The organism is Stenotrophomonas sp. yr243, from assembly GCF_900184195.1.
GTDB classification, from domain to species: domain Bacteria; phylum Pseudomonadota; class Gammaproteobacteria; order Xanthomonadales; family Xanthomonadaceae; genus Stenotrophomonas; species Stenotrophomonas lactitubi.
The window spans coordinates 282,601-295,772 of record NZ_FXWT01000005.1 but is presented as its reverse complement, the minus strand read 5'-3'; the positions used below and the strand labels follow the sequence as shown (position 1 = coordinate 295,772).

Here is a 13,172-nt window from a genome sequence, read left to right as displayed (position 1 = left end):
CTATAACCCCCCGGGCCTTCACCGCATCTTTACGAATTCAGCCTTGGCCGTATGGTGAAGGATTCAGCGCGGCGGGCACTGGAAAGCGGCGAAGCGCTGGCTGCCATCGGCGGGGGCCGCAGCGGCCTGCACGGCGTTGGCGCCGGTGGTCGGGGCTTCATTGCGGGCCAGGGTTTCCAGCTCTTCCTGCACGCGCAGCGGGTTGCGGTTGTAGAAGCCGACCTTGCTCTTCACGGTCACCACCACTTCGCCCTTGGAGATGCACCCGGCCGGTACCGGGCCTGCCGGCAGCACGCGGGTCGCCTTGCCGGCCGGTTCGATCGGCACCCAGGTACAGGCGGTGACGGTGAGCAACAGGGACGACAGCAGCAGAACGCGCATGGGCAGGATCCTGGAAGGGAATGTCAGGAGTGTGCCTGAACCGTCTGAATCAGGGATAGCCGGGACGGGGTCGGATCCCCCGCAGGGGGCTCTGACCCCAGAGTACGACGGGGTCGGAGCCCTCCCTGGGGGAGGGATCCGACCCCTGGCCGGCGTATTGCCTTATTTATTTCTTGACCGGGTTGCCTTCGGCATCGATCACGGTCACTTCGCCCAGGTTCAAGGCGCGCACGGCCGCTTCGGTCTGCTTGAGGTCACCCACGACCACCCAGGTCAGCGCCTGCGGCTTGATCTCCGCTGCTGCCTGCTGCACCTGTGCCGGGGTCATAGCTTCGATCTCGGCCTTGCGGCGCAGCACGTAGTCATCCGGACGCTTGAACTGCACGATCGTGCCGATGGTCGAGGCCACCGCGGCGGCGGTCTCGTAGGCACCGGGCAGGCTCAGGGTCTGGATGTTGCGGATGCGCGCCACTTCAGCGTCGGTCGCGGGCTTGCTGCCGTTGGCGAACTCGGCGATCTCCTTGCGCATTTCCGCCATGGCCGGGCCGGTCTTGTCGATCTGCACCGGTGCCATCGCCATCCACGGGCGCTGGCCCACGGTGTTGCTGGCGCTGGTGCGGGCGCCGTAGGACCAGTGCTTGTCCTCGCGCAGGTTCATGTTCAGGCGCGACGTGAAGTCGCCACCGATCACACCGTTGGCGATGTCGAAGCGGGTCGAGCTGGCGTCGCTGGACGGCGGCACGACCTGGCCGGCGAACAGGTTGGCCTGCACCGCGCCCGGCTGGTCGATCAGGAACACGCGCGGGCTCTTCGGCAGCGCCACGGCGGTGGTGGCCTTGATCGTCGGCGCATCACCGGTGGCCTTCCAGTCGCCCAGCTGCTTGTCCAGCAGCGGCACGATCTCGGCCAGGCTGGTATCGCCGACCACGATCAGGGTGCCGTCCTGCGGACGCAGCCAGTCGCGGTGGAAGTCGACCAGGTCCTCACGGCCCAGGCTGCTGATCGCCGCTTCGTCACCGCTGCCGGTGAACGGGATCGCGTAGGGGTGGCCCTTGCCGTACAGCAGGGGCGGCAGCACGCGCATCGCCACCGCACCCGGGTTGACCTTCTCCTGCTGGATGCCGGCGATCCACGTCGCCTTGACCCGGTCGATCTCGCTCTGCTCGAAGCGCGGCTCGCGCAGCAGGCTGGCATACAGCGCCAGCGACGGCACCAGGTTCTCCTTCAGCGCGGACAGTTCCACGTCCACCGAATCCAGGCCCGCGGAAGCGTCAAGATTCGCACCCAGCGCATCGGCCGCATCGGCGAAGGCCAGCGAGCCCAGCTTGCCGGCGCCTTCGGTCATCAGGCTCATGGTGAAGTTGGCGGTGCCCGGCTTGCGGCCCTGGTCAGCGGTGAAGCCGCCTGGGAACTGGTAGCTGAACTGCACCACCGGAATTTCATGGCGTTCGGCCAGCACCACCTGGGTGCCGTTCTTCAGCGTGGCGCGCTGCAGTGCCGGGAACTTCAACTGCGGGAACTCGCGGGTCTGCGGCACGCCGGCCTTGCGGTCCACCTGCTCGGGCAGGGTGCTGTACTTGCTGTCCACGGCCGGCACGTTGAACGGCTTGGGCGCCTGCGAAGGATCTTCCTTCAGCGCGACGCGTTCACCCGGCTCGACCACCAGGGTGTGGCTGCCCTTGTCCAGCCACTGCGTGCCCAGGCGCTTGAGGTCGGCAGCAGTGGCCTTGTCGATGTTGGCCAGCGAGGTGCGGAAGCAGCCCGGGTCGCCGGTGTAGACCGTGCATTCGGCCAGCGCGTCGGCCTTGCCGCCGAAGCCGCCGATGCGCTCGATACCGCGGATGAAACCGGCACGGGAGCCGGTCTTGGCGCGTGCCAGTTCTTCGGCAGTCGGGCCATCCTTGAGCAGGCGTTCGATTTCCTCATCGATGATCTTCTCGACCTTGGCCGGGTCCTGGCCCTGCTTCACGGTGGCCATCACCATGAAGTTGGAACCCAGCTGCGAGGCGTAGGCGCCGGCGCTGATGTTGTCCACCAGCTTGTCCTGGTGCTGCAGACGCTGGCTCAGGCGCGAAGACTTGGCGCCGCCGAGCACATAGGCCAGCAGCTGCAGCTGGTCGACGTCGGTGGTGCCGACCTGGGCCACGTTCCAGGCGCGGTAGATGCGCGCCTGCGGCACCTTGTCGGTCATCACCTCGCGGGTGTCGGCTGGCCGCTTGGCCACGTCGACCTTCGGCTGCGCCATGGTCGGGCCAGCCGGGATGCTGCCGAAGTACTTGGCGGCCTTTTCCTTGGCCGTGGCCAGATCGATGTCACCGGCCAGCACCAGCACTGCGTTGTTCGGGCCGTACCAGGTGCGGAACCAGGTCTTGACGTCATCCAGCGAGGCGGCGTTGAGATCGTTCATCGAGCCGATCACGCTGTGGTGGTACGGATGGCCCACCGGGTACAGCGCGCGGTTGAGCTGTTCCCACACCTGGCCATAGGGCTGGTTTTCGCCCTGGCGCTTCTCGTTCTGCACTACGCCACGCTGCTCGTCCAGCGCAGCCTGGTCGATCGCGCCAACCAGATGGCCCATTCGGTCCGACTCCATCCATAGCGCCATGTCCAGCGCGGTGGTCGGCACGTTCTCGAAGTAATTGGTGCGGTCGGTGTTGGTGGTGCCGTTCTGGCCGGTGGCGCCCACCTGCTTGAAGGGCTCGAAGTACTCGCCGTCGTGGTTCTCGCTGCTCTGGAACATCAGGTGTTCAAACAGATGCGCGAAGCCGGTACGGCCGGCGGGCTCGTCCTTGCTGCCGACGTGGTACCAGATGTTGACCGCGACGATCGGTGCCTTGCGATCGGTATGCACCACCACCCGCAGGCCATTGGGCAGGGTGAACTGCTCGAACGGGATGTCGACCTTGCTGGTCGCAGCCGGCTTGGCCGCCAGCGCGTAGGTCGGCGCGAGCGTGCCGAGAGCAGTACTGAGAGCAACAGCGAGCAGCGCGGCGCGCGGGCGCAGGGTGAGCGACATATCCGGGTCCTTGGTCACATAGGTGAATCCCGATCCTAGCGCGGGCGTGCGGCCACCGGTATCGGCCACCAGTCACTGGGGGTGATCGGCCACATCGGCCATCGCGATCGGCTTTTCGGGGTCACGAACCGCGGTGATTCACGTCCGGACAGTGTCCGCTGCACCGCGAATGGACAGGTGTCCGCCCAGCGGACACTTTTCAGAAGCCATAAAACCCTTATGAATCAATAAGTAAAAGTTGGCACGGGGATTGCTTTGTCCTTCCTGCGCCAGCAAGGGCTTCAGACAAAACCTGACTGAAGACTGAACAAAAGCAGGAAATCGAAAATTCCGCTTGCATCCCCAGAACTGGTGTTCTACCTTACTACCACACCACCGCTCACCAACACTAAACAGGCCCCGTCATGAACGCCAAGACCATTGCCATCGCCATCGCCCTGATCGCCGGCACCGCGGTTGTTTCGTCGGTGCAGGCCTCCGAATCCATCAAGACCCTGTCCACCGTGCAGGTCCGCCCGGCCGCCGACCAGCTGGTCCAGCAGGCCTGGGAACAGGCCAGCGGCATCCGCACCCTGGCCACCGTTGAAGTGCGCCCGAGCGCAGACCAGCTGAGCGAGCGCGACGGCTTCATCGCTGCCCCGGTCGCCGCCGCGCTGCCAATCACCACCCTGGCCTCGGTTGAAGTCCGCCCGAGCCTGGAGCAGCGTGTCGCCCTGGCTGCCGAGCACGAAGCCCAGCGCTACGCCGCCACCCTGGCCGCCGCCGCCACCAGCGTCGCCAACCAGGTGATCGTCAACCTGCCGGCCCTGCAGGTGCGTCCGAGCGCCGCCCAGCTGCAGGCCTTCGCTGCCGAAACCGCCCAGGTCCTGCTGCGCCCGTAAGCGACGTCCGCCCTGCCCATCGCAGGGCGTGCGTCGTAAAGGCGGCGGCAGTCGCAGGTACACTGCGCCGATGAATGCCGCGCCCCAGTTCCACGTGATCCTGTTCCAACCGGAAATCCCGCCCAACACGGGCAATGTGATCCGGCTCTGCGCCAACACCGGCGCGCAGCTGCACCTGGTCGAGCCGCTCGGCTTCGCACTGGAAGACAAGCAGCTCAAGCGCGCCGGCCTGGACTACCACGAGTACTCGCGCCTGCAGGTGCATCCCGACCTGGACACTGCGCTGGCGCGGATCGCACCGAAGCGGTTGTTCGCCCTGAGTACGCGTGCCAGCGTCCGCTATGACAGCGTGGCGTTCGAAGACGGTGATGCCTTCCTGTTCGGCCCGGAAAGCCGTGGCCTGCCGCAGGAGGTGCTCGATGCCCTGCCCGATGGTCGGCGCCTGCGCCTGCCGATGCGGCCGGACAACCGCAGCCTCAACCTGTCAAACACCGTTGCGGTGGTGATGTACGAAGCGTGGCGCCAGCACGGGTTTGCCGGCGGCCAGTAGATCCACGCCATGCGTGGATGATCGTCTGGTAGATGCCGACCTTGGTCGGCACGGGAGCGCCAACCAAGGTTGGCGACTACCGCCATCCCGGTTAGATCCACGCCATGCGTGGATGACCGTCTGGTAGATGCCGACCTTGGTCGGCACCGGAGCGCCAACCGAGGTTGGCGACTACCATCATCCCGGTAGATCCACGCCACGCGTGGATGATCGTCTGGTAGATGCCGACCTTGGTCGGCACGGGAGCGCCAACCAAGGTTGGCGACTACCGCCATCCCGGTAGATCCACGCCATGCGTGGATTGCTGTCAGAACGCGTTGATGCCGGTCAGCTCACGCCCGATCACCAGCTGGTGCACGGTTTCGGTACCTTCATAGGTAATCACCGATTCCAGGTTCAGCGCATGGCGGATCGCCACGTGCTCGGTGGTGATGCCGGCGCCACCCAGCAGATCGCGACACTCGCGGGCGATGTCGATCGCCATGCGGCAGTTGTTCCACTTGGCCAGGCTGACCTGCTGCGGCTGCACCTGCCCGGCCTCCTTCAGGCGGCCCAGCTGCAGCGCCAGCAGCTGCGCCATGGTGATGCGCCGGGCCATCTCGGCCAGCTTGATCTGCGCGCTCTGCGTGGCGGCCAACGGACGGCCGAACAGCACGCGCTCCTTGGCATAACCCAGCGCTTCATCCAGGCAGGCGATGGCCGAGCCGATCGGGCCCCAGCTGATGCCGAAACGCGCCTGGGTCAGGCAGCCCAGCGGACCCTTCAGCCCCTTCACGTTCGGCAGGCGATGGCTGTCAGGCACGCGCACGTCGTCGAAGAACAGCGCGCCGGTCAGCGACGCGCGCAGGCTCATCTTGTGCTTGATTTCCTGCGTGGTGAAACCGGGCATGCCCTTCTCCAGCACGAAGCCCTGGATGCCGTCTTCGGTCTGCGCCCAGATGATGGCCAGGTCGGCCACCGGGCCGCTGGTGATCCACATCTTGCTGCCACTGATGCGCCAGTCGCTGCCATCGCGCACCGCGCGGGTCTTCATGCTGGCCGGGTCCGAACCGCCGTGCGCCTCGGTCAGGCCGAAGCAGCCGATCAGTTCGCCGCGCGCCATTGCCGGCAGCCACTGCTGGCGCTGTTCTTCACTGCCGTACGCGTAGATGGGATACATGCACAGCGAGCTCTGCACCGACACGAAGCTGCGCAGGCCCGAATCGCCGCGCTCCAGCTCCTGGCAGATCAGCCCGTAACTGACCGCGCCAAGGTCGCCGCCGCCGTACTCGGCCGGCAGCGTGGCGCCGAGCAGACCCAGCGAAGCGATCTCCGGCACCAGTTCCGACGGGAACCGCGCCTGGTCGAAGGCATCGCCGATGATCGGCAGCACGCGCTCGTTGGTGAAGCGGGCCACGCTCTCCTGTACCGCGCGCTCTTCCTCGCTGAGCAGGGAACGGACATCGAACAGGTCGTACGGATCCAAAGCCATGGCACTCACACGCAGTCGGGACCTGGCCATTGTCGGTCATCCGGGTGGGTTTGGTGTGCCGGTAGAGGCCGACCTTGGTCGGCGCTGGGGTTTCAGTGGACGCCAACCAAGGTTGGCGGCTACCGAAGCCACGCACGCTGCATTGCAGCAATCGCGGTGTGAACATCGCCGATCTAGCTCGATCACGCGCAGCCCGGTACCCTGACAACATTCAAACAACCGTTTCGCCCGTGGCTGCACGCGCGATTCCCAGGCAACCGCCGGTGGCCCCGATGCCGGCACTACCCACGAGTCATGCAATCGATGAGTGCTGAAGCCAACGCCCTTCCCCCGCGTGAAGTCATGGAATTCGACGTGGTCATCGTCGGTGCCGGCCCGGCCGGCCTGGCCACCGCGATCCGTCTGCGCCAACGCGCGATCGAAGCCGGTCGTGAACTGTCGGTCTGCGTGCTGGAGAAGGGTTCCGAGCCCGGCGCGCACGTGCTGTCCGGTGCGGTGATGGACCCGCGCGCGCTGACCGAACTGTTCCCGGACTGGGCCGAGCGCGGCGCACCGCTGAAGCAGAAGGTCACCCGCGACGAGTTCCTGTTCCTCAGCGAGACCGGCGCGCGTACCACCCCGCACGCGCTGCTGCCCGAGTGCTTCCACAACGAAGGCAACTACATCATCAGCCTGGGCGAGGTCACCCGCTGGCTGGCGCAGCAGGCCGAGGCGCTGGAAGTGGCGATCTTCCCCGGCTTCGCCGCCGCCGAAGTGCTGTACGGCGATGACGGCGCAGTGATCGGCGTTGCCACCGGCGACATGGGCATCGAAAAGGACGGCAGCATCGGCCCGGCGTTCGAACGCGGCATGGCGCTGCAGGCGAAGTACACCGTGTTCGCCGAAGGCGCGCGCGGCCACCTCGGCCGCCAGCTGATCAGCCGTTTCAAGCTGGACGAAGGCAAGGACCCGCAGGCCTACGGCATCGGCATCAAGGAACTGTGGCAGATCGACCCGGCCAAGCACGAGCCGGGCCTGGTGGTGCACGCTGCCGGCTGGCCGCTGGACACCGACACCTACGGCGGTGCGTTCCTGTACCACGCCGACGGCGGCAAGGTCGCCATCGGCTACGTGGTCGGCCTGGATTACAGGAATCCGTGGCTGAGCCCGTTCGAGGAATTCCAGCGCTTCAAGACCCATCCGTCGATCCGCAAGCACCTGGAAGGTGGCACCCGCATCGGCTACGGCGCGCGTGCGATCACCGCCGGCGGCCTGATGTCGCTGCCGAAGACCGTGTTCCCCGGCGGTGCACTGGTCGGCTGCGAGGCCGGCTACCTCAACGTCAGCCGCATCAAGGGCAGCCACGCGGCGATCAAGACCGGCATGCTGTGCGCCGATGCCGCCTTCGACGCGCTGGTGGCCGATCGCCAGCACGACGAGCTCAGCGCTTACCCGGCCGCCTTTGAAACCAGCTGGCTGCACGACGAACTGAAGCTGTCGAAGAACTTCAAGCAGTGGTTCAAGAAGGGCCAGACCGTGGCCACGCTGATGACCGGCATCGAGCAGTGGCTGCTGCCGAAGCTGGGCGTGCGCAATCCGCCGTGGACCCTGCGCCACAGCATTCCGGACCATGCCTGCCTGGAGCCGGCATCGAAGCACACGCGCATTGCCTATCCCAAGCCCGATGGCGTGCTGACCTTCGACCGTCTCAGCTCGGTGTTCCTCAGCAGCACCAACCACGACGAGAACCAGCCCAGCCACCTGACGCTGAAGGATGCGAGCATCCCGGTGAAGGTGAACCTGGCCGAGTACGCTGGCCCGGAAGCACGCTACTGCCCGGCGGGCGTGTACGAGTTCGTCGGCGACGGCAACGATGCGCGGCTGCAGATCAATGCGCAGAACTGCGTGCACTGCAAGACCTGCGACATCAAGGACCCGACCCAGAACATCGTCTGGGTGACCCCGCAGGGCGGCGGCGGACCGAACTACTCCGGCATGTGACCGGTGATGGGGCTGCGACCGCTGGTCGCAGCTCCACGTTGCGTGCGACCGTTATCCTGCCCGCCATGCGCGCCTTTCATCTGCTTCTTGTTGTTGCCATGACCCTGGCCGCCAGCGCGTGCCAGCGCCAACCGGCTGCGCCCAGCACGCCGGAACAGGCACGCCAGCAGGCGATGCAGCAAGCGTTCGAACTGTGTGCCGGCTGCCACACCGTCAAGGCCGGCGGCATCCACCGCTTCGGACCCAACCTGCATGGGGTGATCGGCCGCCGTGCGGGCAGCCTGCCCGACTACGGATACTCGCAAGGCATGCGCCGCGCCGACTTCGTGTGGAGTGCGCAGACGCTGGATACCTTCCTGCAGTCGCCCACCCATCTGGTGCCCGGTACGCGCATGTACAACGCCTTCCCGAGCGCGGAGCGTCGTGCACTGGTGATCGCCTACCTGCAGGAATACGCGGCTCAGTGAGCCAGGTGCTGCAGCTGGTGCTGCAGATGCTCCACGAACTGTCCGGCATCAGCGATCGCCGCTGCGATCTCGGCATCACCTGAGGCCTGCAACCGTTCGACCAGCGCGTTGGCGCGATCGGCCAGGCCCCGTGCACCCACCGCACCCAGCGCGCCCGCCTGCCGATGCAGATGCAGCGCGGCCGTCACGCGGTCGCCTTCCTGCAGCGCGCGCTGCAGGGCCGCGATGTCTTCGTTGCTGGCCCTGATCAGGCTGTCGTGCAGCTGCTGGGCGATTTCGCGCGAACCGAAGCGTCGTTGCAGGGTTGCCAGGTCGGGTAGTCCCTCATCGCCATCGGGCTCACATTCGCTGTCCATGGCGGTCTGGTCATCCTCCACGCCGTCGGCGCGCGGCAGCCAGCGCAGCAACGCCTGTCGCAGCGTCGCCAACGACAACGGCTTGGCCAGCACGTCATCCATGCCGGCTTCGCGGCACCGGCGTGCGTCGTCGTCGAGCACGCTGGCGGTCAGCGCCAGCACCGGCATCCGCGGCTGGAGGTTGCGCCCCTCGCGCTCGCGCAGCAGGCGGGTGAAGCCGAATCCATCCAGCACCGGCATGCGGCAATCGGTGATGACCAGATCGAAGGATTCCTCCGCCAGCCGGTCCAGGGCCTGCTGCCCGTCATCGACCAGCACATGCGGCACGCCCAGCTGCTGCAGGCGCCATGCCATCATCGCCTGGTTGGTGGGATGGTCCTCAATGACCATCACCCGCGCCTGGCGCAGATCAGGGGGCAACAGCGCGATCTGCTGATGCTCGGCCTGCAGTGCCATCACATCCTCGCTGCGCGCCTCCACCAGCGACAGCAGCACTTCGACCCGCGTCCCTTCGCCCAGCGTGCTTTCCAGCTTCAGCTCGCCGTCCATCTTCTGCACCAGGCGCCGGCAGATGCTCAGGCCCAGCCCGGTGCCACCGTGGTCGCGCTGGATGTAAGCACCGGCTTGGGTGAAGGGTTCGAACAGGGTCGGCAGCTGCTCTGGAGCGATGCCGATGCCGGTATCGGTGACACTCAGGCGCAGCGGCTGGCTGCCATCCTCCGCAGTGGGCCCCAGCACCTCCAGCTGCAGCCGCACCGAGCCCTTCACGGTGAACTTGATGGCATTGCTGAGCAGGTTGAACACGATCTGTCGAAAACGCACGCCATCCACTTCATGGGCCTGGGCCAGCTGCTCGTCGATGTCCAGCTGCAGGTCCAGGCCGCGCGCCGTGGCCTGCGGCAACAACAACCGATGGACCCCCTCCAGCAGTGGCCGCACTGGCAGCGGTACCGGCTCCAGCCGCAGCGCGCCCGCTTCCATTCGCGAATAGTCGAGGATGTCGTCCAGGATCTGCCGCAGCATCTGCGCCGAGTCTTCGATCACGCCGAGGATGCGTTGCTGTTCGGCGTCCAACGGCGAATGCGCCAGCACTTCCAGCATGCCCAGCACACCACTCATCGGCGTGCGGATTTCATGGCTCATGGTGGCCAGGAAGCGCGACTTCGCTGCCGCTGCCTGTTCGGCTTCGACCATCGCCGCCGCCAGCGCGTCGGCCTGCGCGCGCGCCTGGCTCACGTCCACCCAGTAACCACTCCAGGTCACCGCGCCCGCTTCGGTTGAATACGGATGGGCCTGGCTGCGCACCCAGCAAGGCACGCCTCCGTCACGATGGATACGGAACTCGAAGGAAAGCGGTGCGAAATTGCGCGCCGCCAGTTCCATCGCACGCAACACCTTTTCGCGGTCATCGGCATCGATGCAGGCCAGCAGCGCTTGCCCGTCCGCCTCCGCCTGCTGCCGGCTGATGCCGAACATCGACTGCACATCGCCGGCAATGAAGGGAAAGCTCAAGGTACCGTCCGCTTCGCGGCGGGCCTGGTAGACGATGGCAGGCAGGTTGTCGGTCACCTCGGCCAGACGCTGCTCCAGCTCGCGGCGGCCGGCCACCTCGCGGCGCAACCGCCAGTGCCCCAGCCCGTGCACCGCCACAGCGGTGGCCAGCACCAGCAGCAGGGGAAGGCCCCAGCGCAGGAGGGTGCGCCAGTCCACCCCATCGCGATATTCCACCGACAGCCAATCGCCGCGCAGGGCCTCGCGCCGACGTGGCCCCATCTGCAGCAGCAGGCGGTCGAAGGTGGTGGCCAATGCCGCATGGCGGCGCTCCACCGCCAGCGCCAGCTGGTCGTTGAACCCGGCTGGCGCGGCCAGTTGCAGGCGCCCCGGAAAGCGATTGCGCAGCAGCTGGTCGACCAGCGCCAGGTTGCCCACGTAGGCATCGGCCTCGCCATCAGCAAGACGTTGCAGGGCCTGCTCGGCACTGCGCGCGGCGACGATCTTCACCGACGGCGCCTGCTGCTGCACGTAGCCGCGGATACGCTCCGGATCGGACAGCAGCACGCGTTTGCCGTCCAGGTCCGACAAGCCCAGCATCGACGGACTGTCCGTGCGGGTGACGATCACGTTGGGCACGGTGATGAAGGGCTGGCTGAACACCCATTCCGGCCCCAGATAGCTCGAATCGGAAGGAATGCCGATCACCGCCTGCAGTTCCCCGCGACGCGCCTTCTCGCGCACCTCGTACCAGTCATGGCTGTTCTCAACCTGCAGGTTGGCGCCGGCCTGCAGCAGGCGCTGCAGGTATTCATTGGTCAGGCCACTGGGCTTGCCATTCCTGTCGGCGAACGACAGCGGCGCGGCGTTGGGCGCAAAGCCGATCTTCAACGGCTGCTGCAGCACGCGTTTCTCGGCTTGGCTCAACGCCAGCTGCGCCGACGCCGACCACTGCGGCGGTGGCAGCCAGCGCTGCGCGAGGGCGTCGCGCTGTGCTTCGCTGACGGCGGCAAGCGCCAGATCCAGTGCTTCGGACAACGGCTGCTTGCTGTTGGGAACACCGAAATGCAACTGCTCCGGGGGCAGATCGCTGGGCCGCAGCAACGCCACACCCTTCAGTCCAGTGGCGGCAATCAGTTCCGTTGCCACGTAGGCATTGCCGATGAAAATGTCGGCTTTGTCGTCTCTGACCATATGCAGGGCGGTCAGCGTGTTGTCTGCGACAAGTTGTCGTGCCCTGGGGAACCGCGCACGCACCTGCGGTCCGGTCAGGAAGTCCTGCTCGACCACAACGCGCAGCCCATCCAGATCGGGTGCCTCCGAGGCACGCAGGTCCTGGGGACGTCCGACCATGGCCAGCGGTGCTTCGGCATAGGCGGCGGTGTAGACCACGCAACGGGTACGCTCGGCGCTGAGCGCGATGTTCATTATCACGTCGATCTCGCCGCGGCATGCCGCATCCAGCACCGAGGGCCAGTCCGCAAAGCGGCGCGTCTCCACCTTCAGACCAAGCTGCCGGGCCGAAAGCGTCAGGTAGTCCGGGCCGAGGCCCACCTGCTTCCCGTCCTGGATCGACTCAAAAGGAGGCCAGCCACTGTCATACTGTCCAACAACGACAACAGGATGCGCGGCCAGGTATTCGCGCTGCAGGGGGCTGAGCGGCAATGGTCCCGGCACGGACGCGGGCTGGGCCAGCGCCGGCAGAGCCAGCAGGGTCGTCAACAGGACAAGTCCACGAGCCGCCCAGCTGCGCATCTGCAACGATCTCCTGGAAGTCCTGCCAGGGACCGCGACGGTCGCGGTCCGGCGTGCCGGTGGCCATACTAGAGCATGACCTTGCGCATCATCATCGCAGACGATCACCCCGTGGTCCGTATCGGTACCCGCGCCGTCATCGAATCCAGCGGCGTTGGCAGAATCGTTGGCGAGGCCGACAACGCCCAGGCGTTGATGACCCTGCTGACGACCCAGCCCTGCGACCTGCTGGTCACCGACTACTCGATGCCCGGCAGCCCCCAGGCCGATGGCTTCGCCATGATCGGCATGATCCGCCGCCGCCATCCCGACCTGCCGGTGCTCATGCTCAGTGTCTCCAACAACCTGGCGATCCTGCGCATGGTGCTCGACAGCGGCGTGCTCGGCCTGGTCGACAAGAGTTCGTCGATGGATGAACTGCCGCAGGCGATCCAGGCGGTCTACCGCGGCCAGTCCTACATCAGCCGCAGCCTGCGCGAACGGGTGGAGGAAGCCGGCAGCTGGCGCATGCGCGAGGGCGACGGCAAGCCGTTGTCACCGCGCGAAGTGGAGGTGCTGCGCCTGCTCGGCACCGGCATGACGGTGAAGGAAATCTCGCTGCAGCTGCACAAGAGCGTCAGCACCATCAGCCGTCAGAAGGGCGATGCCATGCTCAAGCTGGGGCTGAAGGGCGACGCGGAGTTGTTCGACTACCTGCGCGACGGCAGGATCTGAGAAACCGGTCACAGCTCGCTGGGGGGAGGCTCCCCCTGCCCCCTGTGATCACCGTCGCATCTGTGCCATCATCCACCCTGATGGGTTCTCCTATGCGAGGTCGAAGGAAT

At 66.5% G+C, this 13,172-nt stretch carries 9 protein-coding genes; 5 read left to right on the top strand and 4 right to left on the bottom strand.

All coding sequences use genetic code 11. The annotated features are described in order from the left end of the window. Positions 1-63 precede the first annotated feature (63 nt). The gene (locus tag QOL57_RS20555; RefSeq protein WP_025875855.1) at positions 64-381 is read right to left on the bottom strand and encodes a DUF4156 domain-containing protein; all 318 of its coding nucleotides are present in this window, start codon (positions 379-381) and stop codon (positions 64-66) included. Positions 382-547: 166 nt separating this feature from the next. Continuing rightward, a complete protein-coding gene (locus tag QOL57_RS20550) occupies positions 548-3,397 on the bottom strand; it encodes a pitrilysin family protein (RefSeq protein WP_089241586.1) in 2,850 nt (949 codons plus the stop codon). Positions 3,398-3,801: 404 nt separating this feature from the next. Between QOL57_RS20550 and QOL57_RS20545 the strand changes: the two genes are divergently transcribed. Further along, positions 3,802-4,278, top strand: a complete 477-nt coding sequence (locus QOL57_RS20545; RefSeq protein WP_089241588.1) for a hypothetical protein — start codon at positions 3,802-3,804, stop codon at positions 4,276-4,278. A 70-nt stretch (positions 4,279-4,348) separates the two neighbouring features. Further along, positions 4,349-4,828: a tRNA (cytidine(34)-2'-O)-methyltransferase gene (locus QOL57_RS20540; protein WP_089241590.1), complete on the top strand. Its 480-nt coding sequence runs from the start codon at positions 4,349-4,351 to the stop codon at positions 4,826-4,828. A gap of 307 nt (positions 4,829-5,135) precedes the next feature. Here QOL57_RS20540 and QOL57_RS20535 read toward each other — a convergent pair whose 3' ends face one another. Next, positions 5,136-6,299 carry an acyl-CoA dehydrogenase family protein gene (locus QOL57_RS20535; protein WP_089241592.1) on the bottom strand — a complete coding sequence of 388 codons (1,164 nt, stop codon included), beginning with the start codon at positions 6,297-6,299 and terminating at the stop codon, positions 5,136-5,138. Between the two features lie 303 nt (positions 6,300-6,602). On the opposite strand from QOL57_RS20535, the gene QOL57_RS20530 reads away from it, so the two are divergent. Together QOL57_RS20530 and QOL57_RS20525 are read left to right on the top strand one after the other, a co-directional pair. Beyond that, on the top strand, positions 6,603-8,279 hold the full coding sequence (locus tag QOL57_RS20530) for an electron transfer flavoprotein-ubiquinone oxidoreductase (protein WP_089241594.1): 1,677 nt from the start codon (positions 6,603-6,605) through the stop codon (positions 8,277-8,279). A 65-nt stretch (positions 8,280-8,344) separates the two neighbouring features. After that, the gene (locus tag QOL57_RS20525; protein WP_089241596.1) at positions 8,345-8,746 is read left to right on the top strand and encodes a c-type cytochrome; all 402 of its coding nucleotides are present in this window, start codon (positions 8,345-8,347) and stop codon (positions 8,744-8,746) included. Here the strand turns inward: QOL57_RS20525 and QOL57_RS20520 are convergent. Beyond that, complete coding sequence (locus tag QOL57_RS20520; RefSeq protein WP_089241598.1) at positions 8,740-12,348, bottom strand: transporter substrate-binding domain-containing protein; 3,609 nt, start codon at positions 12,346-12,348, stop codon at positions 8,740-8,742. The two genes, QOL57_RS20525 and QOL57_RS20520, sit on opposite strands and share 7 nt — an antisense overlap. A gap of 75 nt (positions 12,349-12,423) precedes the next feature. On the opposite strand from QOL57_RS20520, the gene QOL57_RS20515 reads away from it, so the two are divergent. Then, on the top strand, positions 12,424-13,062 hold the full coding sequence (locus tag QOL57_RS20515) for a response regulator transcription factor (protein WP_089241600.1): 639 nt from the start codon (positions 12,424-12,426) through the stop codon (positions 13,060-13,062). Positions 13,063-13,172: the final 110 nt, after the last annotated feature.

Excerpts from the sequence above, each read along its gene's own strand:
- QOL57_RS20555 (WP_025875855.1), bottom strand. The coding sequence starts at position 381 with ATGCGCGTTCTGCTGCTGTCGTCCCTGTTGCTCACCGTCACCGCCTGT.
- QOL57_RS20550 (WP_089241586.1), bottom strand. The coding sequence starts at position 3,397 with ATGTCGCTCACCCTGCGCCCGCGCGCCGCGCTGCTCGCTGTTGCTCTC.
- QOL57_RS20545 (WP_089241588.1), top strand. The coding sequence starts at position 3,802 with ATGAACGCCAAGACCATTGCCATCGCCATCGCCCTGATCGCCGGCACC.
- QOL57_RS20540 (WP_089241590.1), top strand. The coding sequence starts at position 4,349 with ATGAATGCCGCGCCCCAGTTCCACGTGATCCTGTTCCAACCGGAAATC.
- QOL57_RS20535 (WP_089241592.1), bottom strand. The coding sequence starts at position 6,299 with ATGGCTTTGGATCCGTACGACCTGTTCGATGTCCGTTCCCTGCTCAGC.
- QOL57_RS20530 (WP_089241594.1), top strand. The coding sequence starts at position 6,603 with ATGAGTGCTGAAGCCAACGCCCTTCCCCCGCGTGAAGTCATGGAATTC.
- QOL57_RS20525 (WP_089241596.1), top strand. The coding sequence starts at position 8,345 with ATGCGCGCCTTTCATCTGCTTCTTGTTGTTGCCATGACCCTGGCCGCC.
- QOL57_RS20520 (WP_089241598.1), bottom strand. The coding sequence starts at position 12,348 with ATGCGCAGCTGGGCGGCTCGTGGACTTGTCCTGTTGACGACCCTGCTG.
- QOL57_RS20515 (WP_089241600.1), top strand. The coding sequence starts at position 12,424 with ATGACCTTGCGCATCATCATCGCAGACGATCACCCCGTGGTCCGTATC.